Source organism: Kribbella ginsengisoli, from assembly GCF_039537185.1.
Taxonomy (GTDB): domain Bacteria; phylum Actinomycetota; class Actinomycetes; order Propionibacteriales; family Kribbellaceae; genus Kribbella; species Kribbella koreensis.
In genome coordinates, this window is the sequence record NZ_BAABAA010000017.1 from 38,741 (window position 1) to 64,439 (window position 25,699).

Here is a 25,699-nt window from a genome sequence, read left to right on the forward strand (position 1 = left end):
CTCAGCGCGTCCCGGCCGCGGCGTACTTCGCGACGGCCTCGATGTTCGACTTGTCGATGAACGCCGGCCCGGTGAGGGTCGCCTCGCCACCGCCGATCGTGTCGCCGTTGGTCTTGTTCAGCCAGATCGCGTCGACGGCCAGGTAACCCTGCAGGTACGGCTGCTGGTCGACGGCGAAGTCGACGGTGCCGTCCTGGACGGCCTTGGCCATCTCCTTGCTCATGTCGAAGCTGCCGATCTTGGCCGACGAGCCGGCGTCCTTGGCCGCCTGGACGGCGGTCAGCGCGACGCCCGCGTTCAGCGCCATCACGTAGTCGGCGCCCTTGTCCTGCTGCAGCTTCGAGGTGATCGTAGCCTGCGTCCCGGGCTGGTCGGCGCCGTCGACGTTCAGGTTCTCGACCGCGCCGAACTTGTCCTTGATGCCCTGGCAGCGCGCCTCGAGGCTGACGTTGCCCTGCTCGTGGATGACGCAGATGACCTTCTTGGCGCCGAGCGCCTTCAGCTTCTCACCGGTCGCCTGACCCGCGATCCGCTCGTCCTGACCGAAGTACCCGATCGCGCCGGAGGTCTTCCAGGTGTCCAGGCCGCCGTTGAGGACGGTCACCGGGATGCCGGCCGCCACCGCCTTCTTCACGTTCGGGATCACCGCGTCGGGCTTGTTCAGGGTGACCGCGATGCCGTCGACCTTGGAGTCGATCGCCGTCTGGACCAGGTTGGCCTGGCCGGCCCCGTCGGGGTCGGAGGAGTACTGCAGCTCGATGTTGTCCTTCTGCGCGGCCGCCTCGGCGCCGCGGCGGACGATGTCCCAGAAGGTGTCACCCTGCTTGGAATGGGTGATCAGGGCAACCTTCATCCGTGGCGTGGTCGCCACGTTGCCGGACGAGCCGCTCGCCTTCTCCTCCTCCTTCTTGCCGCCGGAGGAACTACAGGCGCCGAGCGCCGCGACGAGCACGAGCGCCGCCCCCGTGGCCACCGCCTTCTTCTGCCACCGAACCATGACTACCAACCAGCCTTTCAGACGTTCCGCGGTAACGCCGCGGCGTTACGGATGTGACCAGAGAGCAATACTCTGCTGGTCGTCATACGGATACACCACCACCCCCGTGGGTCTGCAGATATTTCAGCGTTCGTGTCGCGATCGGTAGCGGCACGTCCGGCGGGCAGGGGTACATGTCCTGCTCGACGATCGCGAAAACATCCGCGTCGAGCCCCGCCAGCGCGTCCAGCACCGGCGGCAACTCGGGCACGCCCAGCGGCGGCTCGCACATCACGCCCCGCCGGACCGCCTCGTCGAACCCGATCCCGTCGGCCTCCGCCTGCGCGAGCACCACCGGATCGACCTGCTTCAGGTGCACATAACCGATCCGCTCCGGATACTTCCGGATCAGCTCGAGGTTGTCGCCGCCGCAATAGCTGATGTGGCCGGTGTCGAGGCAGAGGTTGACGTGCTCCCCGTCGGTCTCCTCGAGGAACCGCTCCACCGTCTCCTGGCTGTCCACGTGTCCGTCCGCATGCGGATGGAACTGCGTCCTCAGCCCGTACTCCGCGGCGATCCGCCGGCCGAGCTCGGTCACCTGCTTGCCGTGCCGGGCCTGCCCCTCGTGATCCAGCCGCGGCTCGATCACCTGACCGTCGTCGCCGCGCCACATCGATGGGATGACCACGAGGTGCTTGGCGCCCATCGCCGCGGCCAGCTCGGCAGCGGCCGAGACATCACGCCAGGTCGAGTCCCACGAGTCCGGCCGGTGCAGGTGCTCGAAGATCGTCCCGGCGGTCACTTCCAGGCCGCGCTTGTCCAGCTCTTCCTTCAGCTGGACGGGATCGGTCGGGAGATACCCGGGCGGGCCGAGCTCGATCCGCGTGTAGCCGGCCTCGGCGACCTCGTCGAGGAACCGCTGCCATGGGGTCTGCTTCTCGTCGTTCGCGAACCAGACGCCCCACGAGTCGGGCGCGCTGCCGATCTTGACGCTACCCATTGCGGCCTCCCGCCCTGGGCGCTTCGACCGGTGCGAGGTACGGCCTCTGCGCCTTCTTGGATTCCTCGTACTTCGCGGAGGCCACGCGGGTTGAGTCGAGGCCGGACACCTGGCTGACCGGTACGTCCCACCACGACTCGCTGTCGGGGGCGCCGATCAGCGGGTCGGTCTTGACGTGGATCGCGATCGGGCCGTCGGCGGCTTTCGCAGTACCGATCGCCTTCTCCAGGTCGGCGCGACTGTTCACGTCGAGCACCTCGACGCCGAGGCTGCGCACGTTGGCGGCCAGGTCGACTGGCAGGTAGTCCCCGTCCAGCCGGCCGTCGCCTGAGCGCCGCCGGTACGCCGTACCGAACCTCTGTGAGCCAAGGGACTCCGACAGCGCGCCGATCGAGGCGAAGCCGTGGTTCTGGACCAGGACGACGATGATCTTGACGTTCTCCTGGACCGCGGTGACGAGCTCGCTGGACATCATCAGGTACGACCCGTCGCCGACCAGGACGAAGACGTCGCGCTCGGGTGCGCCGAGGCGGACGCCCAGTCCGCCGGCGATCTCGTATCCCATGCAGGAGTAGCCATACTCGACGTGGTATCCCTTCGGATCGCGAGTCCGCCAGAGTTTGTGCAGGTCACCCGGCATCGAACCGGCTGCGCACACCACCACATCAGACGCCGCCGACAATTCGTTGACGGCGCCGAGGACCTCGCCCTGGGTGAGCAGTCCTTCGGCGAGTTTCGCCGTCACCTCCGCGGGCGGGTTGTAGGTGTTATCCACAATCGCGTCCCACCGGGTTGCGAGCTCGGTCGTCAATGATCTGTACTGGTCCTCCACCGACCAACCGTCGAGCTGGGAAGCCAAGGAAACAAGGGCTTCCCGGGCGTCGGCGACGACAGGGAGACCAGCATGTTTGCCACCGTCGAAGCGCGCCACGTTGATATTGACGAACCGGACATCCGGGTTCTGGAAGGCGGTCCGCGAGGCCGTTGTGAAGTCGGCGAAGCGGGTGCCGACGCCGATCACCAGGTCGGCCTCGCGGGCCAGCGCGTTCGCGGCCGTCGTGCCCGTGGACCCGACCGCGCCGACCGACTGCGGGTGGTCGTAGCGCAGAGATCCCTTGCCTGCTTGGCTTTCCGCGACCGGGATACCGGTCTGCTCGGCGAACTCGCGCAAGGCGTCCTGGGCGCGGGAGTAGGCGACGCCACCACCGGCCACGATCAGGGGTTTCTTCGAAGACCGGATGAGCCGTGCCGCTTTGTCGACAATCGATGCCTCGGGCAACGGCCGGGCGATGTACCAGGTGCGCTCGGCGAACAGCTCCTCGGGCCAGTCGAAGGCTTCTGCCTGCACGTCCTGCGGCAAGGCGATCGTGACCGCGCCGGTCTCGACCGGGTCGGTCAGCACGCGCATCGCGTTGAGCAGGGCGGAGGGTAGTTGCTCGGGGCGCCAGATCCGGTCGAAGTACTTCGAGACGGGGCGGAAGGCGTCGTTGACGGAGACGTCACCGGCGGTCGTGCTCTCGAGTTCCTGCAGCACCGGCGTAGCCACCCGCGTGCTGAACACATCCGACGGAAGGAGCAATACAGGCAGCCGATTGACGGTCGCCAGGGCCGCCCCGGTGATCATGTTGGTCGAGCCGGGTCCGACGCTGGCCGTGCACGCATAGGTCTGCAGCCGATCCCGGGTCCGCGCAAACGCCGAAGCGCTGTGCACCATCGCCTGCTCGTTGCGGGCAAGGATGTACGGCAACGCCTCCGGATCCTCCAGCTCGGACTGCAGCAAAGCCTGTCCGAGCCCAGCCACGTTACCGTGCCCAAAAATCCCGAAGCATCCGGCGAACAACTTCTGCCGCTCGCCATCCCGCTCCGAGTACTGAACGCTCAGAAATCGCACCAGCGCCTGCGCCACTGTGAGACGCACCGTCATCGCTCTCCTCCAAACCCCATAGCCACAGCCCAACCAGCAATCCCATCCGAACACACCGACCGCACCATCTCGGCCGCCGCAGGCCGTGGCCCGTTGGCCTGCGCCCTCACTCGGCGTTCCCGAACGGCAGCCTCGGGTCGATCTTCTCGGTCTTCCAGAGTTCGCGGACCCAGCCGTGGTGGGGGTCGTCGCTGATCAGCCACTCGCGTTCGGCACCGGGGCCGGCCATCACGTTCAGGTAGTACATGTCATAACCAGGAGGCGCCATCGCAGGACCATGCCAACCGTGTGGCACCAGGACCACATCCCCGCCGCGTACTTCTGCCAGTACGTCGATGGGGCGGTCGTCGGTGCCGTAGACCCGCTGGTAGCCGATCGGGTCGTTGCCCTTGACAACCTCAGGAGCATCGTCGGAGAGCTGCAGCTCGAAGTAGTAGATCTCCTCGAGCACACTCTCCTTACCAGGCTTGTGCTCGTCGTGCTTGTGCGGCGGGTACGACGACCAGTTCCCTGCCGGGGTGAGAACCTCGCAGGCGATGATCGAGTCGGCCTCGAGGACGGCCGGCGTACCGAAGTTCCGCACCTGCCGGGAGGCGACACCCGCACCTCGCAGTTCGGTCTCGACCTGCTCGACCCCGATCCGCCGGAACGGATAGTCCGATGATGCCTTTGCATGCGGGAACGCGATCCGGGCGCCACCGGCACTGACGACCGCCATCGTGGTGTTCCGCGGTACGTAGGCCAGATCGGTCGCGCCGGCGAACACGTCGGCACGGCCGCCCAGTGCGACGGTCTTGCCGTCGACGACTACCTCGGCGGATCCCGACAACGGCAACACCAGCCATTCGGAGTCCCCGGTCTCGATCTCGACGGATTGCCCCGGCCGGAGCGTACCGACGTACAGGCCGGTGTGTTCCCAGTCTTTCTCGCCCGGACTCACCACCACGTCGAACCCATCACGCCCCGTCGACCCCGCCGGCCGAAACCATTCGGTCATGCGGCACCTCCGTCGGTGCCGGCACCCGCGCCGGGTGCTCCGGGGATGCTCGGGCTGGCTGCACCGACGGCTGGTCGATGGGCGTGCGGGGTCATGCGGCGCCTCCGTGGACTAGGGATGAGGCTTGGTCTACGGCGGCGGGTACGTCGCCGTCGGGCGGGAAGAGGAGGGCTCGGCCTACGACGAGACCTCGGACGGAGGGGAGGCTCAAGGCTTTGCCCCAGGAGGCGTAGGTCTCTTCGGGGGCTACGGTCGGGTCGCCGCCGAGGAGGAGGGTCGGGAGCGTGGTGGCTTCCATGACGCGGGCCAGGTCGTCGACCACCGGGAGCTTGAGCCAGGTGTAGGCGCTGGTGGCGCCGAGGCCGGAGGCGATGTGGATCGACTTGATGACCGAGTCCGGGTCGAGCAGGTTGGTGACGCGGCCGTCGCGGCGTACCGACCAGAACGGTTCGACCATCGCCATCAGTTTGCGTTCGGCGAGTTCGGTGACCGCCTGCGCGCTGCTCTCCAGCGTCGCGACCGTACCGGGGTCGTCGAGGCAGATCCTGGTCAGCATCTTGCCGCCGTCCAGCCGGCGCCCGGCGATGTCATCCGCCGTACCGTAAGCCGTGAACCGGTCGTCCAGCTCGAACGACGCACCTTGCAGGCCGCCACGGTTCATCGACCCGATCACGACCTTGCCCTCGAGCGCGCCGAGCAGCAGCAGGTCTTCGAGGATGTCCGGCGTCGCGAGCACACCGTCGACGCCCGGCCGGCGCAGCGCAGTACACAGCCGATCGATCAACGCCGGCCGACTGGCCATCGCCATCCGATCGTCCCGCACGCCCAGCGCACCCCGAGCCGGATGATCGGCCGCCACAATCAGCAGCCGCCCATCCTCCCCCACCAACTCCCGCCGCCGCCGCTGCTGCCACCCCTCAGCAATCCGCTCGGGATACCGCACCCTGATCTCAGTCGGATTCACCCCAACCCCCAGTTCAGAACCCGCCCAACCACCACTTGCCCCGCCACCTCGCGGGCTCACCATCCTCGCTTCAACGCCGCCGTCACCCAGCACACCCTTGCCAGCACCACCGGCGGCGCTGGTCTGCTCAGCGCTGGTCTCGTGGGGTTCGCCTCCGCGGGGTTTGCTTGCGTACAGCCCGGTCTCGCCGAGGTCGTCGCCGTCGGCGGTCATGCTGAGTTCTCCAGGAGGGCCAGGACTTCGGATTCGGTGGGCATGGCGGTGGAGCATTCGAGGCGGGAGGCGACGATGGCGCCGGCGATGTTGGCGAAGCGGATGACCTTCTCCAGCGGCCAGCCGGCCAGCAGGCCGTGGCAGAGGGCGCCACCGAAGCCGTCGCCGGCGCCTAGGCCGTTGACTACCTCCACCGGGAAGGGCGGGACCTCCACGCGTTCGTCGCGGGTGCGGGCCAGGGTGCCTTTCGGGCCTTGCTTGACGACGGCCAGGTCGAGTCCGCGATCCAGCAGAGCTTGGGCCGCCTTGTCGGGATCCGTCTCGCCGACGGCGACCTCGCACTCCTCTCGGTTGCCCACAGCAACCGTGCAGTGCTGCAGCGCCCGCTCGACCTGCTCGTGCGCCTCACTCGGATCTGCCCAGAACATCGGCCGGTAGTCCAGGTCGAGGACCGTGAACTTCCGGCGTTCCCGAGCCTCCCACGCGGTGAAGTGCGCGGTCCGCGACGGCTCCGCCGACAACCCGGTGACCGTCGACCAGTAGATCGACGCTTCGCGAACAGCGTCCAGATCGAGCTCGGACGGGTTGATCACCAGGTCCGGCGCCTTCGGGAACCGGTAGAAGTACAAGGGGAAGTTGTCCGGCGGGAAGATCTCGCAGAACGTGATCGGCGTCGGCAACCCGTCGACCGGCGTCACGAACCGATCGTCGACACCCAGCTCCAGCAGCGACCGATGGATGAAGGTGCCGAACGGATCGTTCCCGGTCCGGCTGATCACCGCCGACTTCCGGCCGTGCCGGGCGGCGGCGACGGCGACGTTGGTCGCGCTCCCGCCGAGGAACTTGCCGAAGCTCTCGACATCCTCCAGATGCGTCCCCGTCTGCAGCGGATACAGGTCGACCCCGATCCGCCCGATGGTGAGTACGTCGTCCGCCATCAAACCGCCTCCGCGATCCGCCGCAGGTGCTCGATACTCGCCCGTACGTCGGCCAGCGGCCCGTCCCCAGCAGGTCGCCCAGCCAGAATCGTGTCCTGCTCCAGCACGTACCAGCCGTCATACCCGGACTTCTCCAGCGCCGACACGATCGTGGCCAGGTCGATGTCACCGCCACCCAACGGGCGGTACATCCCGGCCCGTACGGCGTCCGTGTAGCTGACCTCGCCCGACTGCACCTTCAAGGCCCACGACGCGTCCACATCCTTGAGATGCGTGTGCTTGATCCGCGCAGTGTGCTTCAACGCCAACGCCACCGGATCGACCCCGCCGATCAACAGGTGCCCGGTATCGAGCGTGAGCCCGATCGTCGAACCCGCAAGCACGCGGTCGACATCAGCCGCGTTCTCGACCATCGTGCCGACGTGCGGGTGCAGTGTCGCCGTGATCCCCTGCTTGGCGGCCAGCCCGGCCAGCGCGTCGAGGTTGGCGAGCAACGTCGCCCAGCCCGCGTCGTCAAGTACAGGCCTGTCGTCATACCCATCAAGACCTGTCGCGGCCGCAAGTACCAGCGTGCTGGCCCCGGCAGCGACAAACCCTTCCAGAGCACGCGCGACCTCAGGAGCCGGATCGTGCGAAGGGTCGTGCAGTACGACCGGTACGAACCCGCCGACCGCCCGCAATCCGAGATCCGCGAGCGCCTTCGCCTTCTCGGCCGGATCGTCAGGCAGGAACCCGTCCGGCCCGAACTCGGTCGCCGCGATGCCGACCTCGCGCATCTGCGCCAGCACCGTCTCCGGGTCGTACTGCCAACCCCAGTCCGGGACCTCGCAGACACCCCATGAGATGGGTGCTCCGGCGATCCTGGTGGCAAGGTCACTCATCGGCCGATCTCCTCCAAGGAAACGACGCGGTTCTCGCGTCGGGACAGTTCGCATGCGTCAGCAATTCGGAAGGCCTGCAAGGCGTCGCGGACCGTGCAGGGGACGGCGCGGGTGCCGGCGACCACCTCGGTGAAGGCGGTCAGCTCGGCGACGTACGCCGGCTGGAAGCGGTCCATGAAGGTGCTGTGCGACTGCCCGCCCGGGAACGTCACGCCGGGCTCGGCCGACCGCAAGGCGGTGTGCTCGTCGAGGCCGACGGCGATCGAGCCGAGCGAACCGAGCACCTCCATCCGTACGTCGTGGCCGGCCGCGTTATAGCGAGTGCCGCTCACCGCGACGAAGGTGCTGTCGTCGAGCGTCAGCAGCGCGGCGGCGGCGTCGATGTCGCCGTACTCGCCGAAGAACGACTCGCCACGGTTGGCACCGGTGGCGAAGACGCTGGCCACCTCGCGACCGGTGACGAACCGGATGATGTCGAAGTCGTGCACCGTGCAGTCGCGGAAGAAACCGCCGCTGGTCGGGATGTACTCGCGCGGCGGCGGGAACGCGTCGTTGGTGTTCGCGCGGATGTGGTGGATGAAGCCGAGCTCACCACTCGCGACCTGCTCCTGCGCCGAGCGATAGCCCGCGTCGAAGCGGCGCTGGAAGCCGATGTGCACCGGCACATCCGAGCCCTCGACCAGCTCGACGATCCGCTGGGTCTCGCCGAGGTCGATCGCGACCGGCTTCTCGCAGAAGGTCGGAATGCCGGCGGCGACGGCCTGCTCGATCAGCGCGGCGTGGGCCGAGGTGGCCGCGGCGATCACGAACCCGTCGATGCCACTGGCCAGCAGGTCGTCCACGGAGGCGGCGAACTCCAGGCCGAGGTCCTTGGCGACCAGCTCCGCCCGGCTCGCCTCGACGTCGGTGACGACCACCTGCTCGACCGCCGCCAGACTCTTCAGCGTCGCGGCGTGGAACGCCCCGATCCGCCCGGTTCCGACCAACCCGATTCGCATCCTGGCATCCCTCTCGTCAAGGCTCGCGGCTGTCCGCCGGACCAGCCTCCCGCGGTGCTGGTTCGCCCCGTCAGCTTTGCTGGCCGTACCAGGCGTGTCAATACTTTGTAAGCACATTTTCACGTCGGGACATACAAACCTCCTTCCTGTAACATCCGGACATGGCCGCCCTCCCGATCCAGATCGATCGGACGAGCCCGGTGCCGCTCTATCACCAGCTCGCCGAGCAGCTGACCGCCGCGATCAGCGACGGCACGCTGCGCCCGGGCGACCCGTTCGAGAACGAGCTGGCGATGTCCGGCCGGCTCAGCCTGTCCCGGCCGACGGTCCGCCGGGCGATCTCCGAGCTGGTCAACAAGGGGCTGCTGGTCCGCCGCCGCGGCATCGGCACCACGGTCGCCAACCAGATGGTCCATCGGCGCGCGGAGCTGACCAGCCTGTACGACGATCTGGTCCGCGAGGGTCGCACTCCGCGTACCGAAGTACTGTCCCTGGTCTGTGCAGCTCAGGACGACCGAGCCGCCGAGGCGCTCAGCCTCCCGTCCGGCACCCCGCTGGTCTCCATCGTCAGGCTCCGGTACGCCGGCGACCAACCGCTCGCGATCCTCCGCAACTGGTTGCCCCCGGCAATGAACGACCTGACCACCGACCTCCTCGAAACCGACGGCCTGTACGCCGTACTCCGCGCCCGCGGCATCCGCCCCACCGTCGCCCGCCAACGCATCGGCGCCCGCAACGCCACCGCCGAAGAACGCCGAACCCTCCACATGTCCAAAGCCGAGCCCTTGGTCACCATGACCCGCAGCGCCTACGACGCCGACGGCTCCCCCGTCGAATTCGGCGACCACTGCTACCGAGCCGACCAGTACTCAGTCGACGTCATCGTCTCCGAACGCTGACCAGTGCGATCATCTGCCAATGACAGCTGATGAGCCGATCGTCGTTCGACCGCTCGCGGTAGAGGACGGCAGCTTCCTCAACCCGCCGCCGGGAGCACCCGCCTACTACGGATTCCCGGTCTTGGACGAGACGGAGGTCGATGGCTTCCGCTTCGGGATGATCACGGACTTTCTGTCGGCGCCGGACACCTACGGCGACGGCTTCGTGGTGGCACCCGACAACTCGCGGGCCGGGCTGATCTGGCAGTCGGAGACCGCCGTGCACTTCAACGAGGCGAGCCCTCCGGACCACAACAGTTGGGGCTTGTTCGGGGTGGGGCTACCGCTGCCGATGCGGACCGTCGAAGATGCCAAGGCCTACCTGGCTGCTCTGCTCCCCGAGCTCAAGCCGCGTTGGGAGCGGTCTCGCTGAAAATCAGCGGGAGCGGAGGATTGTGGCTTCGAAGGTTTCGACGTGTAGTGGGATGACTGCGAGGGCGACTCGTAAGGCTGGGTTGAGGCGGTTCCAGAGGAGGTCGGGGAGGGATTCCCATTCTTCGTTGACTGCTACGACGATGGGGTAGCCGTCGGTGACTACCTCCGCGGCGGTGCCGGAGTAGGTGTTGACTACGCCTGCGGTTGCTTCTTCGGAGCGGCGGAGGAACAGGGATGGGTGCTGGACCTGGTCGGCGGAGTACGAGCGGGCGGAGCCGACGACGACGTCCATCAGCTCGGGGCCTTCGGTGACGGCGCCGGCGAAGATTCTTGGGGTGCGGATGGGTGGGTCGGGCTCGTAGTCGATGTTGCGGAGTACCACCTGCAGGTCGACGCAGTCGCCGTGCGCGGCGGCGAGTTCGTGGACGTGGCTGCCGTTGCCGACGATGACCCAGTCCTCGGTGCGGATGGCGGCCGTGTAGTGCCGCAGGTCGTCCGAGCCGCCCCCGGCCAGGTCCTGTACGACGATCTCGTACTCCGAAACGACCAGCTCCCGTTGCTGGGACGCCGGACTCCGCCCGGTCAGCCAGTAGGCGGCAAACGGCACACCGTCGACATCCCGCCCGATCGCCACCCCACGCCCCGGATACTCACTGCGCCCCACCAGATCCTCAAGCGTCGCCACCCCCCGAGCCTAGCGCCCACCACGGCGACCCCCGCCCCTTGCGGCGACCTCGGACACCAAGCGGTGACCGTGAACAAGAAATAACGTGTTCAACCCCACCGCTTGGTGTTCAACCCCACCACTTGGTGTTCAACCCCACCACTTGGTGTTCAACCCCACCACTTGGTGTTCAACTCCACCACTTCGTGTCCGAGCCCACTACTTGTGGGCTTGAACACGAAGTGGTGGGCTCGGACGCGGAGCGGCGACCTCGGACGCGAAGTGGTGGGTGTGGCGGTCAGGCCTGGTTGTTGAGGAGGGTGCGGACCAGGCGGAGGCCTACCGAGAGGTGGGCCAGTTCGGGGCCTTCCGTCTCGACGATCTCTTCCATCATCGTGGCGGCGCGGGACAGGGCCGTCGAGTTCAGGTCCTGCCAGGCCCGGACGCGGTCTTCCGGCTCGGCAGCAGCATCAGTCGACGCCAGCACCTGACGGGTGAGCCGTGCGTGGACCGCGTGCAGGTCGTCGCGCAGAGCAGCCCGCGCCATCGTCTGCCAGCGGTCCGTCCGCGGCAGCCCGATGATGCGCTCCAGGAACAGCCCGAGCTGCAGCCGCTCCCCCAGCGCGAAGTGGACCTTGGCGACCTCCAGTACGTCGAGATCGGCCCGGTCCGCCGTCTCCACGATCCCCAGCGCCGCGTACGCCGGTGGCAGCACCGCGATCCGAGTCGCGAAATCCTCCGGCACACCCTGGGCCAGCAACGCCTCACGCCGCTGCTCGTACAGGGCCAGCTCACGACCCCGCAGTACCTCCGGAAGCGCAGCGGTCAGCTTGGCGATCCCCGGCGCGAAGAACTCGATCAGCTCGGCGATGTCGACCGGAGACCGCCGGTTCGACACCAGCCACCGGGTCGCCCGCTCCACCAGCGTCCGCGTCTCCAACCGCATCGCGGTCTGGGTCGCGGCGTCCACGATGTTGTCGAGCTCGGCGTTGCGAGCCAACAGCTCCGGCTGGGCGAAGATCCGCGACGCGGCCAGGTTCGCCCGTACGACGTCCTCGACCGACCCGCCCGTCTCCAGCGACAACCGGTGGTACGCCGTGATGCCCGACGAGTTGATGAACTCGTTCACCACCTGCGTGGTGATGATCTCGCGACGCAGTTGGTGCGACTTCATCGGCTCCGCGAACCGGTCCTGGATCGCCTTCGGGAAGTACGACACCAGTTTGGCGGCCAGGTAGTCGTCATCGGGCAGCGACGTCTTGAGCAGCTCGGCCTCGAGCACGATCTTCGTGTAGGCGATCAGCACCGACAGCTCAGGCGACGTCAGCCCACGCCCCTCGGCCTTGCGCCGCTTGAACTCCGCGACGCTCGGCAGGAACTCCAGCTCCCGGTCGAGCAGGCCTTGCTTCTCCAGCCGCCGGACCCAGTCCTGGTGGACGTGCATCAGCGCCGCCGCCTGCGCGGTCGCATTGGCCAGCCCGATGTTCTGCCGGTAGTTCGACTTCAGCACCAGCGCGGCGACCTCGTCGGTCATCGACGCGATCACGTCGTTGCGCTGCTTCTCGGTCAGATCGCCGTCGGCGACCACCTTGTCGAGCAGGATCTTGATGTTCACCTCGTGGTCGGAGGTGTCCACGCCGGCCACGTTGTCGATGAAGTCGGTGTTGATCCGGCCGCCGGCGGTCGCGTACTCGATCCGGCCGAGCTGGGTGAACCCGAGGTTGCCGCCCTCACCGACCGCGCGCGCCCGCAGGTCCGCGCCGTTGATCCGGATCGCGTCGTTGGCCTTGTCGCCGACGTCGGCGTGCGTCTCCGAGGCGGCCTTCACGTACGTACCGATGCCGCCGTTCCAGAACAGGTCGACCGGCGCCTTGACGATCGCCTGCATCAACTCGTTCGGCGTCAGCGCGTCCGGGTGCCCCTCCAGGCCGAGCGCCGCCCGGACCTCGGCCGAGATCGGGATCGCCTTGTCCGTCCGCGGGTAAACGCCGCCACCGGCCGAGATCAGGTCGGCGTCGTAGTCCGCCCACGACGACCTCGGCAGGTCGAACAACCGCCGCCGCTCAGCGAACGAAACCGCAGCGTCGGGGTTGGGGTCGAGGAAGATGTGCCGGTGGTCGAACGCCGCGACCAGCCGGATGTGCTCCGACAGCAACATCCCGTTGCCGAAGACGTCACCCGACATGTCACCCACACCGACCACGGTGAAGTCAGCGTTCTGGCAGTCGTGGCCCATCTCGCGGAAGTGCCGCTTGACCGATTCCCAGGCACCGCGCGCGGTGATCCCCATCGCCTTGTGGTCATACCCGACCGAGCCACCCGAGGCAAAGGCGTCACCCAGCCAGAACCCGTACTCCTTGGCGACCCCGTTCGCGATGTCCGAGAACGTCGCCGTCCCCTTGTCCGCCGCGACCACCAGATAGGCGTCGTCACCGTCATAGCGCACAACGGAAGCAGGCGGAACGATGTTCCCGGCAACGATGTTGTCGGTGATGTCCAGAAGCCCCGAAATAAAGGTCTTGTACGACGCGATGCCCTCGGCGAGCCATGCGTCGCGATCAACAGCAGGGTCGGGCAGCTGCTTGGCGTAGAACCCGCCCTTCGCACCCACCGGCACGATCACCGAGTTCTTCACCATCTGCGCCTTCACCAGGCCCAGCACCTCGGTCCGGAAGTCCTCCCGCCGGTCCGACCAGCGCAACCCACCCCGCGCGACGGCGCCGAAGCGCAGGTGCACACCCTCGACCCGGGGCGAGTACACGAAGATCTCGTACGCCGGCCGCGGCTGCGGCAGGTCGGGGATCGCCTTGGGCTCCAGCTTGAACGAGATGTACGTCCGGGGAGAGCCGTCCGCTGCCGGGAGGAAGTAGTTCGTCCGCAGCGTCGCCTTGATGACGGTCAGGTACGACCGCAGGATCCGGTCCTCGTCGAGGCTCTTCACCGTGTCGAGCGCGGTGCCGATCTCCTTCTGCAACTGCTCGACCGCGATCATCCGGTTCGGGTCGTCAGCCGCGCCCCGGGCCGGGTCGAAGCTCGTCTCGAACAGCTGGACGAGCAGTTTGGCGATGTCCACGTGGTTGAGGAACGTGTTCTCGATGTAGCTCTGGCTGAACGGCGTCCCGCCCTGCCGGATGTACCGCTGGTACGCCCTCAGGATGGAGACCTGACGCCAGCTGAGGCTGCCCCGCAGTACCAGGGCGTTGAGCGCGTCGCTCTCCGCCTTGCCCTGCCACACGGCCTGGAAGGTGTCGGAGAAGAGCCCACGCAGCTCCTCCTTCTCCTCAGAGCCCTGCGGCGCCCGGAGCCCGAAGTCATAGATGTACGCCGTACCGCTGGGCCGGCGGATCTCGTACGGCCGCTCGTCGATCACCTCGACGCCCATGTGGGTCAGCAGCGGGAGTACCTGCGACAGCGAGAGCGCGGTGCCGGTCCGGTAGACCTTGAAGCGGCGTTCGCCCTCCCATGCCTCGTCGATCGGGCTGTAGAGCGACATGGCCAGCCCGTCCTGAGCGGGCAGGCCGTCCAGGATGGTCACGTCGCGCACGGCGACCCGGGCGTCGAAGTCTTCCTTGTACGCCTCGGGGAAGGCACCCGCGTACTGGCTGGCCAGCCGCGTGACGGCGCCATCGCCGCCCAGGGCGTGCAGGGCGACGTTGAAGTCGTCCTGCCAGGCACGGGTCGCCTCGACGACCTTCTGCTCGAGGATCTCGGCGTCGAAGTCGCCCACTGTCTCGCCCTGCTTCATCCGGACGACGAAGTGCACCCGGGCGAGCACGGACTCGGTCACGTAGGCGGCGTAGTCGACCGACTCGGCACCGATCGCGTCCTTGAGGATCTGCTGCATCTTGAGCCGGACGGCCGTGGTGTAGCGGTCGCGCGGCAGGTAGACGAGGCAGGAGAGGTACCGGTTGTAGACGTCGCGGCGGACGAACAGCTTGACCGCGCGGCGCTCCTGCAGGTGCAGTACGGACTGCACGATCGGCAGTAGGTCCTCTACGGGCGCCTGCAGCAGCTCGTCGCGGGGGTAGGTCTCCAGGACGTCCAGCAGGCCCTTGCCGCTGTGGCTGTTGGGGTCGAAGCCGGTCTGCGCGAACAGCTCGATCGCCTTGCGCCGCAGTACCGGGACCTGCATGACGCTCTCGGTGTATGCCGTGGAGGAGAGCAGGCCGATGAACCGGCGCTCGGAGACGGGCTCGCCGTTCTCGTCGAACTGCTTGATGCCGACGTAGTCGAGGTACGACGAGCGGTGCACCGTCGAGCGCGAGTTGGCCTTGGTGAGGATCAGCAGCTTGCGCTCGCGGGCCTTGGCGCTCACCTCGGGCGGCAGCTTGCCGGCGTTCTCGTCGAGCTTCGGGTCCGGCCGCAGGATGCCCAGGCCGGTGCCCGGTACGCCGCGCAGGACGCCCTGCTCGCCTTCCATCGTGAAGCTGTACTCGCGGTAGCCCAGGAAGGTGAAGTGCTCGTCAGCGAGCCACTCCAGCAGCTCCTTGGCCTCCTCGACCTCGTTCGCGCCGACCGGCAGCTTGGACGGGTCTAGCGACTCGGCGATCGAGACGGCCTTCTCGTGCATCTTCGGCCAGTCCTCGACGGCCTCGCGCACGTCACCGAGCACGCGCTGCAGGGCCTGCTCCAGCTCGCGGTGCTCCGCGGGGTCGGCGATCCGCTCGACCTCCAGGTGCATCCAGCTCTCCCGGACCAGGTCGTGCTCGTCCGCGGCGGCCGCGTCGTCGAGCACCTCCTGCAGGGTGCCGGCGATGTCGCGGCGGACCACGAACTGCGGGTGCACGAGCAGCTGCAGCTCGAGGTTGTGGTCGGTGATCACCATCGACGCGCTGTCGACCAGGAACGGCATGTCGTCGATCACGATCTCGACCACGGTCCGGCCGTTCGCCGACCAGCCGTGCTCCTCGACGGTCGGGGTGAAGACGTGCACCTTGGCGGTGCCCTGCGGCCGGGTGAGCGCGGACTTGTAGTGGTGCTTGGCGGCGCCCAGACAGTCGGTCGGCTGCCGCTCGGCGACGTCCTCGGCGGCGACGTAGCGGTAGTACCGCTCCAGGAAGGTCCGCAACTTACCCGAGTCGACCTCGTTGCCATGCGACCCTGCGGCCACCGCCTTGGCGAGCACATCCGCCTTCTGGACGTCCAGCTTGCTCTGCATTCCCCACCGTCTCCACGCGTGACAAAAGCGGCGCTCTGCGCCGAGAGACACGACTCTGTGCCCCTCCTCAGAGATTAGTCCACTTCTGTCACTGGTGTGATGTCGGGACGGTCCTTGCCGATGCCTTACGAATCACGTTTAACAGTCCTCGTCAGCCGCAGCGCCAAGGCGGGGCAGGCCAGCACTGCGCGGCGCGCGTTCGCCTGTTCACCACGGGTTATCTCGCGGTCGCGGATGACCGGGAAACCCCACTCGTCGAGCCAGACGTCGTCGGGCAGGAGGGTGCCGCAGAGTCCGTGACCGTCACAGCGGGTCCAGTCGATCTCGAGCTTTTTCACCAGGTACCTCCGGGGACCGGCAGCACACCCAGGACCGGGCGACCGCAGCCGCCGGCCAGGTGCTGCCGGATGTCGTCGTCGAAGGCCTCAAGGGCCGAAGCGAGGAAGCGGGCCGAGCCGTCAGGGTGAGCACAGGCTCCACGACCCGGTACCAGCCCCAGGTGCCGTTGGGCGTCGTGCCAGCCGGCCGGGTCTCCATTGCCGAGGCGGCCGAAGTCGTCGACCAGGGCGGCCAGTCCGAAGACGCAGGGGCCGCATTGGCCGGCTGACTGGCTCGCTAGCCATTGGGCGACCCGGTGGACCTCGCCGAGCGGGCAGGTGTCTGTACCGAGCGCCAGGACGATGCCTGCGCCGCCGGTCGTCTCGGGGCGACTCAGGTCGGTTGGTAACCATCTGCCGTGGTAGCCGCCGACTAGTACCGGGCCTGGGGAGGCGCCGGCGAAGCGTAGTACGGCCTCTAGTGGCGTCCCGGTGGGAGTCTCGACGACTCCTGGTCGCTCTACTGCGCCGTCGATGGTCAGGAGCTGAGTGCCGGGCTCACTGATCAGCCCGGTGCTGCTGAACTCATGGGCACCGAGCCGGGCCAGTACAGCGAGCTGGGCAAAGGTCTCGACATTGGAGAGGAAGGTCGGACGCCGGTGGTAGCCCTTCCTGGTCGGCAGTACCTTCCGCCCAGGCGGAACCGGTGCGCCTCCCTCCAGCACGCTCAACACCGCCCGGGCCTCGCCAGCGACGAAGCGACCGGGCGTATCGGCCACCTGGACCTCTACCCCGTCCTGCCGCTCTAGTAGCGCAGCCCTCACCGAGGCCGCCGCTGCGGGGTCGTGCACAGCTATTAGCACCAGCGGCGCCTTCAGTGCGCGCGCCAGACCGGTAGCGCCGTCTAGTACGAGATGCGGTGCCATGGTGAGGAGCAGACGGTCCTTGCGACTGACCGGCTCGCTCTCAGAGCCGTTGACGACCACTGCCTCGATCCCTCGGGCTGGGAGGTCAGCCAGCTTCAGAGCGACGGGGAAGGCCGCTCCGCCCCGGCCCCTGAGTCCCACAGCTGTCGCTAGCTCGGTGTAGGCCTCCCTGCTGAGCTCCGGGAGTGGGCCATGCACCTGCTGGTGCCGTTGAAGGTCTGCGCGACCGGTGGTCAGCCCGGCGAGCAGGCGGGGCTGCCCGATGGCTCGCAGGGACGTAGGGGTCTCTTGCAGGATCGTCATGAGGTCCTCACCAGCCGAACGGTCGTCCTGCTCCGGAGGCGTACGGCGACGGATGCGCCGACGGCTGCCAAGCAGGTGAGAGTGATAGCGAGCATCCACGGCGTACTGCGGTCAGTGCCCGCCAGCAGGCTGTGGCCGACGGCGAGGAGCCAGCCGACCGAGGCCGCGATGTGGATCGAGCGCCAGCGCTTGGTGAAGGCTTCGGATCGCGCAAGCCGACCCCTGGCGGCACCGACGAGCGCTGCGAGCACTAGCGCATAGAAGGCGAGCACTCCGACCACCATCGCAAATGGCCGATAGCCAGAGCCGAAGGGCCACACGAGGACGGACACAGTGATGTCCACGAAGCTGTCGGCGATCACTGCCACCACGTGCGCGAGCAGGAGCAGCAGGCCGGTCACAGCGGCTGACCGATGGACGTACTGCAGCCAGAACCGCCGCTCCGGCAGTTTGCTCCCCGAGCCCAGTGCGCCGAGGGACGCGGCCAGGGTGAAGAAGATCAGGGCCATCACCCCGGCAGCGCGGGCCAGGTACCACAACGTCATCAGGCGGCCCTGCTAGCGGAGGGCCAGCCCGATAGCTCGGTGACCTCACCATCGCCGGCTATGAGTCGCGCCGGGTGCCCGGCGAGAGTCAGGCGACCTAGCGCTGCCTCGCCGGTGGCGATGAGGGCAGTGCTGAAGGTGTTGGCCCGTACGGCGGTCGGCGCCCAAACCGAGGCTGTGCGCCAGCGCCCGTCGGCGGGGCGGCCGGTGCGGGGGTCGATGATGTGGTGGGCATGGTCTGTCGTGGTCTGCCAGGCTCTCGCGGTACGAGTGGAAGTGGTCAGGCCGCCATGGGCGAGGGTTACCGCGACTCCTTCTTCGCCTTCGCGTTCTGCTACTCGGATGACCCAGGGCTCGGCCGGCATACCGGCTGCGCGCAGGTCTCCGCCGATCTCGACCAGCACTGCGCAGCCGTGGCGCTTGCTGAGTACCAGGGCTGCCCGGTCTGCGGTCCAGGCCTTCGCTGTGGCGCCGAGGTCAAGGGAGACGCCCTCGGGGACGCCGACCATGGCGATCTTGCGGTTCAACCTGACCTGCTGCCAGCCAGCGGCCGGTACTGCGCGTCCTGCCGGCTTCGGGAGGCGAGTGCGGACGGTCTCGATGTCACTGTCGTAGCCAGCGGCAACCACTGCGGCCCCAACGGTCGGGTCGACGGCACCGCCGCTGTTGGAGGCCGCGACGAGGCTAACGTCGACCAGGTCGACCAGTAGGCGCGAGACGGGGACCATGGAGCCGGCGCGGGTGTTGACCGCCGACAGCTCGGAGTCCGGTCTGAATCGGCTGGCCGCTTTGTCCACCCGATCCATCAGCGCCTTGAGAGCACCGCTGGCCGCACCGAGCACTACGGGGTCGTCAACGGTCAGACGGACGGTGCAGCTCCACGCCTGCCAGGTACGCGAGGCGGTCATGAGCCGTGGCTCCCGCCTTGCGCAGGAGCGTTCTGCTGAGCCGACCCGAGACCGCTGCCGTCGCTCGTGCTCCCGTTGTCGCTCGTGCTGCCGTTGTCGTCGCTCGTGCTGCCGTTGTCGTCGCTCGTGCTGCCGGTGCCGGAGTTGTCTCCGGTCGTGGCCGCCTGGCCGGTGGCGTCGTGCTGGCGCACGCTGATGATGCCGACAGCCAGTCCGGTGCCGGTGATACCGAGGAGGACCGTGGCGATCGAGGCCGCTGCCGACCTGCGCAGCCAGCGGGCGCGTTCTGGGTGGGGATCGAGCCGTGAAGTGACCATGCCCCGAGCTTCGCCGGGCGGGCCTCAGGCGCACGCCAAGGGAACCTCAAGCCGGAGTCAAGTTCTCCTGAGATGTCCCTGAGAGCAGCTCTCAGCCAGCGTCACCGTCAGGCTTGCCGTCAACTGTCGGAGGCGAGGCGTTTCCAGAGCCGGCCGCCTCCGTGGTTGGGGACCATCGCCCCTTTCGAGACTCCCCCGCCCGATGGACGGTTGGCCGTAGGTCGCGCCTGGGGCAAGACGTCCTCCGGTCGATCCATCGAAAGATCAGAGGAGGCGTTCAGAGATGACGAGCAGGTTCAGAGCTATCGGGCTGATCGCAGCGGCAACTCTCGCGATCGGCGGGCTACCCACCGCAACCACAGCAGCGCCGCAGGCCACAACCTCGGCCTGCTCGGTGAAACTCGGGTCGGTGACGACTGGAGGCGACCACCGGATGCAGGTCATGGCGGCGACGTCGCCACCCACCCGGACGCTCGAAAGCCTGATGGCACGCGACCTGTACCCCGACGGGCAGGCCCGGCTCAGCGGCCCGATGAACAGCCGGGCCGATGTCGCAGGTCACGACGTCAGCGGCTTTGTCGTTGCGGGGAGTGCCATGTATTCGCACTACTACGTGGCAGACGAACCCAGTGGCGAGGTTCGGCGCTCCGAGCTCGTTCGCGTTGGCGGAGGCTGGAACACCTTTACCGCCATCGACGAGTCGTACATCTCCGGCCGGGTGACAACCTACGGACTGCGCGCCGACGGCGTGCTGTTCCGCTGGACCGTGCAGTACAGAGATCTCTGGGAGCACAAGACCTCCTACCCCGGATTCGCGGCGGTGAAGTCGATGGCCCTGATCAGCCAGACGGCGACCTATGACACTTTCCTGGCCAACACCCGCGGCGGAGCGCTCTACACGATCCACATCCCGACCACGTCACCGATGAAGCCCGTCGTGAAGCTCGTCCGCCGCACCACCTGGCAGGTCTTCGAATCGCTGGTTGCGGAGTGGTGCGGACCGTACGGCACCCTCGTGATCGGCATCGACAAGAACGGCCGAGCCGGGTATCTGTACGCCGTCGGCCACGCCAACGGCACAGCCACAGTCATCCAGAGCCGCGGCAGAGTCCCGGTGGCTCTCAACGACCCGATCTACTTCCACTGGATCAACGACGTCGACGTCGTGCGACCACCCTTCGGCGAGTAAGCGCGCGGTGCAAGCTCTCAGCCGCAGCCGCGGACCTCGGGCGGACAGTCGGTGCGCTGGTGCTGGTCGACCGCGTCGATCACGTCGTCGGCGGCCTCGCCGAGTGCGAGCATCCGCTCCTTGCCGAGCACGTCGACGAAGAACTCACGGACCCGGCCGGCATGCCCAGGCGCGCAGGCCTTGATCGCGGCCAGCCCCTCGTCGGTCAGCACGATCTCCGGGTAGCGGGCCTCGCAGGCCTCCTTGCGGATCAGCCCGCGCTTCTCCATCCGGGTCAGGTGATGAGACATCCGGCTCTTCTCCCACTGGGTCGCCTCGCCCAGCTCGTACGCCCGCATCCGGCCGGTCTCGGACTCGGACAGGTTGACCAGGATCTCGAAGTCGGACTCGGACAGGCCGAACTCCCGCTGCAGGTGCCGGGCCAGGTGGGTCTCCAGCGTCCGGCGCATCTGCAGATAGCTGCGCCAGGCCTTCTGCTCGTCGTCGTCGAGCCACGGTGCGTTCGTCACGAGCACCATCCTACCCGACTGGGTTGACACATCAACCTAGCGCGCTATGCTCGAAGCAGGTTGACACATCAACCCACATCTTCGAGGGAGATTTTCGATGACAGACAAGAAGCTCATCGCCGTGGTCGGGGCTACCGGTTCGCAGGGCGGCGGGCTCGTCCAGGCGATCCTGGCCGACGCCGAGCAGCGGTTCGCAGTACGGGCTCTGACCCGGGACGCGCAGTCGGCGAAGTCGCGGGCGCTGACCGCCGCGGGCGCCGAGGTGGTCGAGGCCGACCTCGACGACGAGGCGAGCCTGCGGAAGGCGTTCGACGGCGTACACGGTGCTTTCGTCGTGACGAACTACTGGGTCGAGCGGACGCCGGCCGAGGAGGCCGCCCGGACCCGCGCCGAGATGGAGCTCGAGCAGGCCGACAACGCGGCGCGGGCAGCCAAGGACGCCGGGGTCGAGCACGTGATCTGGTCGACGCTCGAGGACACCCGCGACCACTTCGGCGAGACCGACCGGGTCCCGAGCCTCGACGACGGCAAGTACAAGGTCCCGCACTTCGACGCCAAGGGTGAGGCGAACGAGCTCTTCACCAAGTACGGCGTACCGACGACCTTCCTGCAGACCACCTTCTACTTCGAGGCGATCAAGCAGGGCATGGGCCCGGTCCGAGGCGAAGACGGCAAGCTCGTCCTCACTCTCCCGATGGCCGACCAGCCCCTCTCCGGCATCGCCGCCGAGGACATCGGCAAGACCGCCCTCGGCATCTTCAAGCGCGGCCCCGAGTTCATCGGCAAGACCGTCAGCATCGCCGGCGACCACCTCACCGGCACCGAGTACGCCGCCGCCCTCAGCACCGTCCTCGGCGAGCCGGTCGAGTACCAGCCCCACACCTGGGACGACTTCCGAGGCTTCGCCTTCCCGATGGCCGTAGAAATGGCCAACATGTTCCAGTACTACGCCGAGGACTCAGCCCGCTTCACCGGCGACCGCGACCTCGACCTCGTCCGCGAACTCAACCCCGACCTCCAGTCCTTCGAAACCTGGCTCAAGCTGCACGCCGACGAGGTCAAGTCGACCGTCAGCTGACCGCCAGACGCATGACCGTCTGCGGAAGCTGATCCGCGCGACGATCGGTCAGGGAGCGTAGGTGCGGTGGGGGCGCAGGCGGACAGTGACACGTTCGACGCCTGGCTCGGGGGGTGGGGTGGCGCCGTTCATGTAGTGGGCATACATCGTGTGATGGAAGCTGCCGTCCGGGTCGTCGGTCAGCTCGACGACACCGGAGACGGTTGCGTAGGTGACCTCCCCCTCGGCGGACGGCAGGCTGTGGAGGAGGAGAGCCACGCGGGGGTCGCGCTGCATGTTGTGGGTCTTGCGGCGGCCCTTGAGCGTGCTGAACAAGATGTCGTCCCCGTCGGCCAGTACGAAGATCACCGAGGACTGGGGCGAGCCGTCCGGGTTGGTGGTCGACAGGACCGACAGATGCGGCCCGGCGAGAATCCGGAACGCTGTCTGCCGCGCTGCCTCGCGCGGGCGGCCGGTGCGGTAGGGGTCGATGAATGCGTCAGTCGTCATACCCATATCGACCCGGGTGACGGTGGAAAAGAATCGGTGGACAGCCCGATTCTTTTCCACCGGACGGCGAGTCAGTATGTTGCGTGACCACGTCTGACCCGAAGACCGACTCGTTCGAAGCGGCGACCGCGCCGTACCGGACGGAACTGTTCGCCCACTGCTACCGGATGACCGGCTCGGTCGGCGATGCGGAAGATCTCGTCCAGGAGAGTTATCTCCGGGCCTGGAAGGCGTTCGGTACCTTCGAACACCGCTCCTCGGTGCGGACCTGGTTGTACCGGATCGCCACCAACGTGTGCTTGACGGCAGTGCACCGGAACCGCCGCAGGCCGGTCCCGTCCGGACTCGGCCCGCCGGCGAGCGATCCCCACGCGCCAGGCGTGCCGACCGGCCCCGAGGTGAGCTGGCTCGAGCCGATACCGGACCGGCTGGTCGTCGACGAACGGTCCGATCCCGCCGACGTGGTGGTCGCCCGCCACCGAGTCCGGCTCGCCCTCGTCGCAGCCCTTCAACTGCTGCCACCGCGCCAGCGGGCAGCCGTGATCCTCTGCGAAGCGCTGGACCTGCCGGCCGCCGGAGCCGCCGAACTGCTCGACATCTCGGTGCCCGCAGTCAAGAGTCTGCTGCAGCGCGGCCGCGCCCGGCTGGCCGAGGCCGCGCTCAGCGACGTCGAGGTGGCCGAGCCGACCGACGCCGGGGCTCGCGACGTACTCGACCGCTACATCGCCGCGTTCGAGCAGTCCGATCCGGTCGCCATCGGGCGCCTCCTCGCCGACGAGACCGTCCTCGAGATGACCGGGACCAGCACCTGGTACTCCGGAAAGGCGACATGCGAGCCGTTCATCGTCGCGCAGGCCATCGGCCGCACCGGCGATTGGGCGATGATCCCCGTCGAGGTCAACGGGCAACTCGGCGTCGCGGCGTACCACCGCGACACCGATCGCCTCTACACCGCCTTCGCCATCGTCGTCCTGGCCACCAGCCGGTCGCACCTGACCCGGATCACCCTCTTCAGCGACCCCACGCTCTTCGACCACTTCGGCCTCCCACACCGGACCTCCAGGGATGCCGCGCGCTGATCGCGGCGATTCATTTTTTGTGTTCGTCGCGGAGCGGTCACGGCCTCACGCAAAGAGGTCACCGCACTCGCGATGAGGCTCGGCGAGCCCACAGGCCGATAGCCGCTGATCAGGTCGCAGCGCGGGCTACGATCCGCGGGTGGCCAGAGTGCGGGTGGACGGGGCTGTCCGAGTGCTGCTCGCAGCGGCGGGTGTGGTGCTGCTGCTGGTTCTGTGGGTTGTTTCGGTACCTGACAAGGTGACCGTGCTGACGCTGGTCGGCTGGGACGCGCTCGCGCTCGTCTTCGTGGGTCGGCAGGTCCGGACGATGCGGGGTGGCCGGACCACGACCGGCGAGCCGTCCGACTGGCTGCTGCCGGCGCGGTGGATGCGGCTGCGGTTCGGCGCGGTCGTACTGGCCAGTGCAGCCGGGCTGTCGAGCGGGCTGCTGATCGTCAGCGTCGACGCGATCGAGGCCGAACTCGAGGACAGCTTCGCCAGCCTGTCTGCGATCAGGGCGCTGGCGGCGATCGCCGTCGTACTGGCCTGGCTGATCCTGCACAGCGGCTACTCGATGCACTACGCCAACCTGTACTTCGAGCGCGGCGGCGGCATCCGCTTCCCCGGCACCGAGACCCCGAACTTCCTCGACTTCGCGTACTTCGCCTTCACCATCGGCGCGACCTTCGCCACCTCCGACGTCGAGATCGCCGACCGCCGCGTCCGGCACGCCGTCCTGTGGCACTCCGTCCTGGCCTTCTTCTACAACGCCGCCGTGATCGGCATCGCCATCGGCGCCTTCACCGGCAAGAGCTGACGACGTTCTTCCACCGGACCGACGACAGCGACTTCATTCGGCCGCTTCTCCGGCGAGTACCCGTGCTGGTCGGCGTCAGTGGTGATACAACCCGTCGGTGATGTCTGCCCGCCCTGCCGTCCTGCTCGCCCTCCTTCTCCTCACCGCGTGCACCTCGATCGAACAAGAACCAGCCCCAGCCGGTACTTCGGAAAGCTCGATCCGCTCAGAACTCGCCCTGGTCAAAGTCGTCACCACCCGGCCCAAGGTGAAGGGCTACGAACGCGCCTGTGGCAAATCCGGCGCCTGCTCCTTCGGTCAGGCGTGGTCCGACAACCACTCCGGCCCCGGCGGCCACGACGGCTGCGACACCCGCAACAACGTCCTCGCCAAGCAACTCACCGACGTCACCTACAAGGCCGGCCCGAAGCACTGCGTGGTGATGTCCGGCCAACTGCTCGATCCGTACACCGGCCGCCTGATCACCTTCCGCAAAGCAGCCGCCAGCAAGGTCCAGATCGACCACATCTACCCACTCGCCCGCGCCTGGGACCTCGGCGCCTCGACCTGGCCGGCCCAGCGCCGGATCGACTTCGCCAACGACCTGACCGACAACCTCCTAGCGGTCGACGGCGCCACGAACGCCAGCAAGTCCGACCAGGGCCCCGGTGAATGGCTCCCGCTCAACAAGTCGTTCCGCTGCACTTACGTCGCCCGCTACCTCCGCGTCGCGGCGAAGTACAAACTCCCCATCACCCGCGACGACCAAGCAGCCGCCAGAACCCTCGCGCCGACCTGCAGCTGACTCAGTCTTTGAGGAGCTTGGCCAGTTGAGCGGTGTCGGCCAGGTAGCGGTCGTAGGGGAAGTCGGCTTGGAGTAGATAGGTGCGGAGCTGGTCGTAGAGGGGTTTGCCGCCGTCGTGGAAGGCTTTGCGGCCGGCTTCGGTGATGGTGACGAGGCGGCGGCGGCCGTGGTCGGGGTCCTGGGTGACCTGTACTAGACCTGCCGCCTCCAGCGGACCAAGGGCCCGACTGACGGCTGGGTCGGAGACCAGTAGCGCCTGCGCGAGTCGATGCTGGGTTGCCGGCTGGATGTCCTCCAGCGTGCCGAGCAGGCGGAGCTGGCTGTAGGTCAGGTCGCCAGGGCCGTCACCGCGTTGCCGCGCGGCCTCTCCGAGCAGGAACACCACACGATGCAGCAGGTCAGCCAGTCCGTCATCCACAGGAGCAGCATACCT

General features: G+C 67.8%; 25 protein-coding genes. 7 read left to right on the forward strand and 18 right to left on the reverse strand.

The window, feature by feature from the left end; translation table 11 throughout:
* Window position 1 precedes the first annotated feature (1 nt).
* The 8 genes from ABD768_RS37710 to ABD768_RS37745 form a co-directional block, all read right to left on the reverse strand.
* Window positions 2–997, reverse strand: coding sequence for a substrate-binding domain-containing protein (locus ABD768_RS37710; protein WP_343984241.1), 996 nt, complete (start codon window positions 995–997; stop codon window positions 2–4).
* Window positions 998–1,079: 82 nt separating this feature from the next.
* Window positions 1,080–1,976: a TIM barrel protein gene (locus ABD768_RS37715; RefSeq protein WP_344848971.1), complete on the reverse strand. Its 897-nt coding sequence runs from the start codon at window positions 1,974–1,976 to the stop codon at window positions 1,080–1,082.
* Entirely contained in the window at window positions 1,969–3,900 is a 1,932-nt protein-coding gene (gene iolD / locus ABD768_RS37720) for a 3D-(3,5/4)-trihydroxycyclohexane-1,2-dione acylhydrolase (decyclizing) (protein ID WP_344848973.1), read from the reverse strand. The genes ABD768_RS37715 and iolD overlap by 8 nt, the downstream gene beginning before the upstream one ends.
* A gap of 106 nt (window positions 3,901–4,006) precedes the next feature.
* On the reverse strand, window positions 4,007–4,897 hold the full coding sequence (gene iolB, locus ABD768_RS37725; protein ID WP_344848975.1) for a 5-deoxy-glucuronate isomerase: 891 nt from the start codon (window positions 4,895–4,897) through the stop codon (window positions 4,007–4,009).
* A gap of 91 nt (window positions 4,898–4,988) precedes the next feature.
* Window positions 4,989–5,861: a Cgl0159 family (beta/alpha)8-fold protein gene (locus ABD768_RS37730; RefSeq protein WP_344849088.1), complete on the reverse strand. Its 873-nt coding sequence runs from the start codon at window positions 5,859–5,861 to the stop codon at window positions 4,989–4,991.
* Window positions 5,862–6,070: 209 nt separating this feature from the next.
* The gene (gene iolC / locus ABD768_RS37735; RefSeq protein ID WP_343984249.1) at window positions 6,071–7,012 is read right to left on the reverse strand and encodes a 5-dehydro-2-deoxygluconokinase; all 942 of its coding nucleotides are present in this window, start codon (window positions 7,010–7,012) and stop codon (window positions 6,071–6,073) included.
* Window positions 7,012–7,893 carry a sugar phosphate isomerase/epimerase family protein gene (locus ABD768_RS37740; RefSeq protein ID WP_344848977.1) on the reverse strand — a complete coding sequence of 294 codons (882 nt, stop codon included), beginning with the start codon at window positions 7,891–7,893 and terminating at the stop codon, window positions 7,012–7,014. The genes iolC and ABD768_RS37740 overlap by 1 nt, the downstream gene beginning before the upstream one ends.
* Window positions 7,890–8,891, reverse strand: a complete 1,002-nt coding sequence (locus tag ABD768_RS37745; protein WP_344848979.1) for a Gfo/Idh/MocA family protein — start codon at window positions 8,889–8,891, stop codon at window positions 7,890–7,892. Before ABD768_RS37745 ends, ABD768_RS37740 begins: the two co-directional genes overlap by 4 nt.
* A gap of 161 nt (window positions 8,892–9,052) precedes the next feature.
* On the opposite strand from ABD768_RS37745, the gene ABD768_RS37750 reads away from it, so the two are divergent.
* Window positions 9,053–9,790 carry a GntR family transcriptional regulator gene (locus ABD768_RS37750; protein ID WP_344848981.1) on the forward strand — a complete coding sequence of 246 codons (738 nt, stop codon included), beginning with the start codon at window positions 9,053–9,055 and terminating at the stop codon, window positions 9,788–9,790.
* Between the two features lie 19 nt (window positions 9,791–9,809).
* Complete coding sequence (locus ABD768_RS37755; protein ID WP_344848983.1) at window positions 9,810–10,202, forward strand: hypothetical protein; 393 nt, start codon at window positions 9,810–9,812, stop codon at window positions 10,200–10,202.
* Window positions 10,203–10,205: 3 nt separating this feature from the next.
* On the opposite strand, the gene ABD768_RS37760 is transcribed toward ABD768_RS37755, so the two are convergent.
* The 7 genes from ABD768_RS37760 to ABD768_RS37790 all read right to left on the reverse strand — a co-directional run bounded on the left by ABD768_RS37760 (window position 10,206) and on the right by ABD768_RS37790 (window position 19,342).
* The gene (locus tag ABD768_RS37760; RefSeq protein ID WP_344848985.1) at window positions 10,206–10,889 is read right to left on the reverse strand and encodes an IMP cyclohydrolase; all 684 of its coding nucleotides are present in this window, start codon (window positions 10,887–10,889) and stop codon (window positions 10,206–10,208) included.
* Between the two features lie 277 nt (window positions 10,890–11,166).
* Entirely contained in the window at window positions 11,167–16,026 is a 4,860-nt protein-coding gene (locus ABD768_RS37765; RefSeq protein WP_344848987.1) for an NAD-glutamate dehydrogenase, read from the reverse strand.
* Between the two features lie 125 nt (window positions 16,027–16,151).
* Window positions 16,152–16,364, reverse strand: coding sequence for a ferredoxin (locus ABD768_RS37770; protein ID WP_343984263.1), 213 nt, complete (start codon window positions 16,362–16,364; stop codon window positions 16,152–16,154).
* Window positions 16,361–17,572, reverse strand: a complete 1,212-nt coding sequence (locus ABD768_RS37775) for an NADH-ubiquinone oxidoreductase-F iron-sulfur binding region domain-containing protein (RefSeq protein WP_344848989.1) — start codon at window positions 17,570–17,572, stop codon at window positions 16,361–16,363. The genes ABD768_RS37770 and ABD768_RS37775 overlap by 4 nt, the downstream gene beginning before the upstream one ends.
* Window positions 17,569–18,117 (reverse strand): ferric reductase-like transmembrane domain-containing protein, encoded by a 549-nt coding sequence (locus ABD768_RS37780; protein ID WP_343984267.1) that lies wholly within the window; start codon window positions 18,115–18,117, stop codon window positions 17,569–17,571. The genes ABD768_RS37775 and ABD768_RS37780 overlap by 4 nt, the downstream gene beginning before the upstream one ends.
* Window positions 18,117–19,025: an FAD:protein FMN transferase gene (locus ABD768_RS37785; RefSeq protein ID WP_344848991.1), complete on the reverse strand. Its 909-nt coding sequence runs from the start codon at window positions 19,023–19,025 to the stop codon at window positions 18,117–18,119. The genes ABD768_RS37780 and ABD768_RS37785 overlap by 1 nt, the downstream gene beginning before the upstream one ends.
* Window positions 19,022–19,342: a hypothetical protein gene (locus tag ABD768_RS37790; RefSeq protein WP_343984271.1), complete on the reverse strand. Its 321-nt coding sequence runs from the start codon at window positions 19,340–19,342 to the stop codon at window positions 19,022–19,024. The genes ABD768_RS37785 and ABD768_RS37790 overlap by 4 nt, the downstream gene beginning before the upstream one ends.
* A 283-nt stretch (window positions 19,343–19,625) precedes the next feature.
* On the opposite strand from ABD768_RS37790, the gene ABD768_RS37795 reads away from it, so the two are divergent.
* Window positions 19,626–20,531 (forward strand): hypothetical protein, encoded by a 906-nt coding sequence (locus ABD768_RS37795; protein WP_344848993.1) that lies wholly within the window; start codon window positions 19,626–19,628, stop codon window positions 20,529–20,531.
* Between the two features lie 17 nt (window positions 20,532–20,548).
* Here the strand turns inward: ABD768_RS37795 and ABD768_RS37800 are convergent, their stop codons facing one another.
* Window positions 20,549–21,049 carry a MarR family winged helix-turn-helix transcriptional regulator gene (locus tag ABD768_RS37800; RefSeq protein ID WP_344848995.1) on the reverse strand — a complete coding sequence of 167 codons (501 nt, stop codon included), beginning with the start codon at window positions 21,047–21,049 and terminating at the stop codon, window positions 20,549–20,551.
* A gap of 88 nt (window positions 21,050–21,137) precedes the next feature.
* Between ABD768_RS37800 and ABD768_RS37805 the strand changes: the two genes are divergently transcribed.
* Window positions 21,138–22,118 carry an NmrA/HSCARG family protein gene (locus ABD768_RS37805; RefSeq protein WP_344848997.1) on the forward strand — a complete coding sequence of 327 codons (981 nt, stop codon included), beginning with the start codon at window positions 21,138–21,140 and terminating at the stop codon, window positions 22,116–22,118.
* Between the two features lie 48 nt (window positions 22,119–22,166).
* Here the strand turns inward: ABD768_RS37805 and ABD768_RS37810 are convergent, their stop codons facing one another.
* The gene (locus ABD768_RS37810) at window positions 22,167–22,607 is read right to left on the reverse strand and encodes a PPOX class F420-dependent oxidoreductase (protein ID WP_344848999.1); all 441 of its coding nucleotides are present in this window, start codon (window positions 22,605–22,607) and stop codon (window positions 22,167–22,169) included.
* A gap of 83 nt (window positions 22,608–22,690) precedes the next feature.
* On the opposite strand from ABD768_RS37810, the gene ABD768_RS37815 reads away from it, so the two are divergent.
* The 3 genes from ABD768_RS37815 to ABD768_RS37825 all read left to right on the forward strand — a co-directional run bounded on the left by ABD768_RS37815 (window position 22,691) and on the right by ABD768_RS37825 (window position 25,266).
* The gene (locus ABD768_RS37815) at window positions 22,691–23,686 is read left to right on the forward strand and encodes an RNA polymerase subunit sigma-70 (RefSeq protein WP_344849001.1); all 996 of its coding nucleotides are present in this window, start codon (window positions 22,691–22,693) and stop codon (window positions 23,684–23,686) included.
* A gap of 139 nt (window positions 23,687–23,825) precedes the next feature.
* Window positions 23,826–24,482: a DUF1345 domain-containing protein gene (locus ABD768_RS37820; RefSeq protein ID WP_344849003.1), complete on the forward strand. Its 657-nt coding sequence runs from the start codon at window positions 23,826–23,828 to the stop codon at window positions 24,480–24,482.
* A 100-nt stretch (window positions 24,483–24,582) separates the two neighbouring features.
* The gene (locus tag ABD768_RS37825; RefSeq protein ID WP_343984285.1) at window positions 24,583–25,266 is read left to right on the forward strand and encodes an HNH endonuclease family protein; all 684 of its coding nucleotides are present in this window, start codon (window positions 24,583–24,585) and stop codon (window positions 25,264–25,266) included.
* Between the two features lies 1 nt (window position 25,267).
* On the opposite strand, the gene ABD768_RS37830 is transcribed toward ABD768_RS37825, so the two are convergent.
* A complete protein-coding gene (locus ABD768_RS37830) occupies window positions 25,268–25,684 on the reverse strand; it encodes a MarR family winged helix-turn-helix transcriptional regulator (protein WP_343984287.1) in 417 nt (138 codons plus the stop codon).
* Window positions 25,685–25,699 lie beyond the last annotated feature (15 nt).

What these genes read in the sequence shown, in the direction of transcription:
- ABD768_RS37710 (WP_343984241.1), bottom strand. Translation starts at nt 997, where the DNA reads ATGGTTCGGTGGCAGAAGAAGGCGGTGGCCACGGGGGCGGCGCTCGTG.
- ABD768_RS37715 (WP_344848971.1), bottom strand. Translation starts at nt 1,976, where the DNA reads ATGGGTAGCGTCAAGATCGGCAGCGCGCCCGACTCGTGGGGCGTCTGG.
- iolD (WP_344848973.1), bottom strand. Translation starts at nt 3,900, where the DNA reads ATGACGGTGCGTCTCACAGTGGCGCAGGCGCTGGTGCGATTTCTGAGC.
- iolB (WP_344848975.1), bottom strand. Translation starts at nt 4,897, where the DNA reads ATGACCGAATGGTTTCGGCCGGCGGGGTCGACGGGGCGTGATGGGTTC.
- iolC (WP_343984249.1), bottom strand. Translation starts at nt 7,012, where the DNA reads ATGGCGGACGACGTACTCACCATCGGGCGGATCGGGGTCGACCTGTAT.
- ABD768_RS37740 (WP_344848977.1), bottom strand. Translation starts at nt 7,893, where the DNA reads ATGAGTGACCTTGCCACCAGGATCGCCGGAGCACCCATCTCATGGGGT.
- ABD768_RS37745 (WP_344848979.1), bottom strand. Translation starts at nt 8,891, where the DNA reads ATGCGAATCGGGTTGGTCGGAACCGGGCGGATCGGGGCGTTCCACGCC.
- ABD768_RS37750 (WP_344848981.1), top strand. Translation starts at nt 9,053, where the DNA reads ATGGCCGCCCTCCCGATCCAGATCGATCGGACGAGCCCGGTGCCGCTC.
- ABD768_RS37755 (WP_344848983.1), top strand. Translation starts at nt 9,810, where the DNA reads ATGACAGCTGATGAGCCGATCGTCGTTCGACCGCTCGCGGTAGAGGAC.
- ABD768_RS37765 (WP_344848987.1), bottom strand. Translation starts at nt 16,026, where the DNA reads ATGCAGAGCAAGCTGGACGTCCAGAAGGCGGATGTGCTCGCCAAGGCG.
- ABD768_RS37775 (WP_344848989.1), bottom strand. Translation starts at nt 17,572, where the DNA reads ATGACGATCCTGCAAGAGACCCCTACGTCCCTGCGAGCCATCGGGCAG.
- ABD768_RS37780 (WP_343984267.1), bottom strand. Translation starts at nt 18,117, where the DNA reads ATGACGTTGTGGTACCTGGCCCGCGCTGCCGGGGTGATGGCCCTGATC.
- ABD768_RS37785 (WP_344848991.1), bottom strand. Translation starts at nt 19,025, where the DNA reads ATGACCGCCTCGCGTACCTGGCAGGCGTGGAGCTGCACCGTCCGTCTG.
- ABD768_RS37790 (WP_343984271.1), bottom strand. Translation starts at nt 19,342, where the DNA reads ATGGTCACTTCACGGCTCGATCCCCACCCAGAACGCGCCCGCTGGCTG.
- ABD768_RS37795 (WP_344848993.1), top strand. Translation starts at nt 19,626, where the DNA reads ATGACGAGCAGGTTCAGAGCTATCGGGCTGATCGCAGCGGCAACTCTC.
- ABD768_RS37800 (WP_344848995.1), bottom strand. Translation starts at nt 21,049, where the DNA reads ATGGTGCTCGTGACGAACGCACCGTGGCTCGACGACGACGAGCAGAAG.
- ABD768_RS37805 (WP_344848997.1), top strand. Translation starts at nt 21,138, where the DNA reads ATGACAGACAAGAAGCTCATCGCCGTGGTCGGGGCTACCGGTTCGCAG.
- ABD768_RS37810 (WP_344848999.1), bottom strand. Translation starts at nt 22,607, where the DNA reads ATGACGACTGACGCATTCATCGACCCCTACCGCACCGGCCGCCCGCGC.
- ABD768_RS37825 (WP_343984285.1), top strand. Translation starts at nt 24,583, where the DNA reads ATGTCTGCCCGCCCTGCCGTCCTGCTCGCCCTCCTTCTCCTCACCGCG.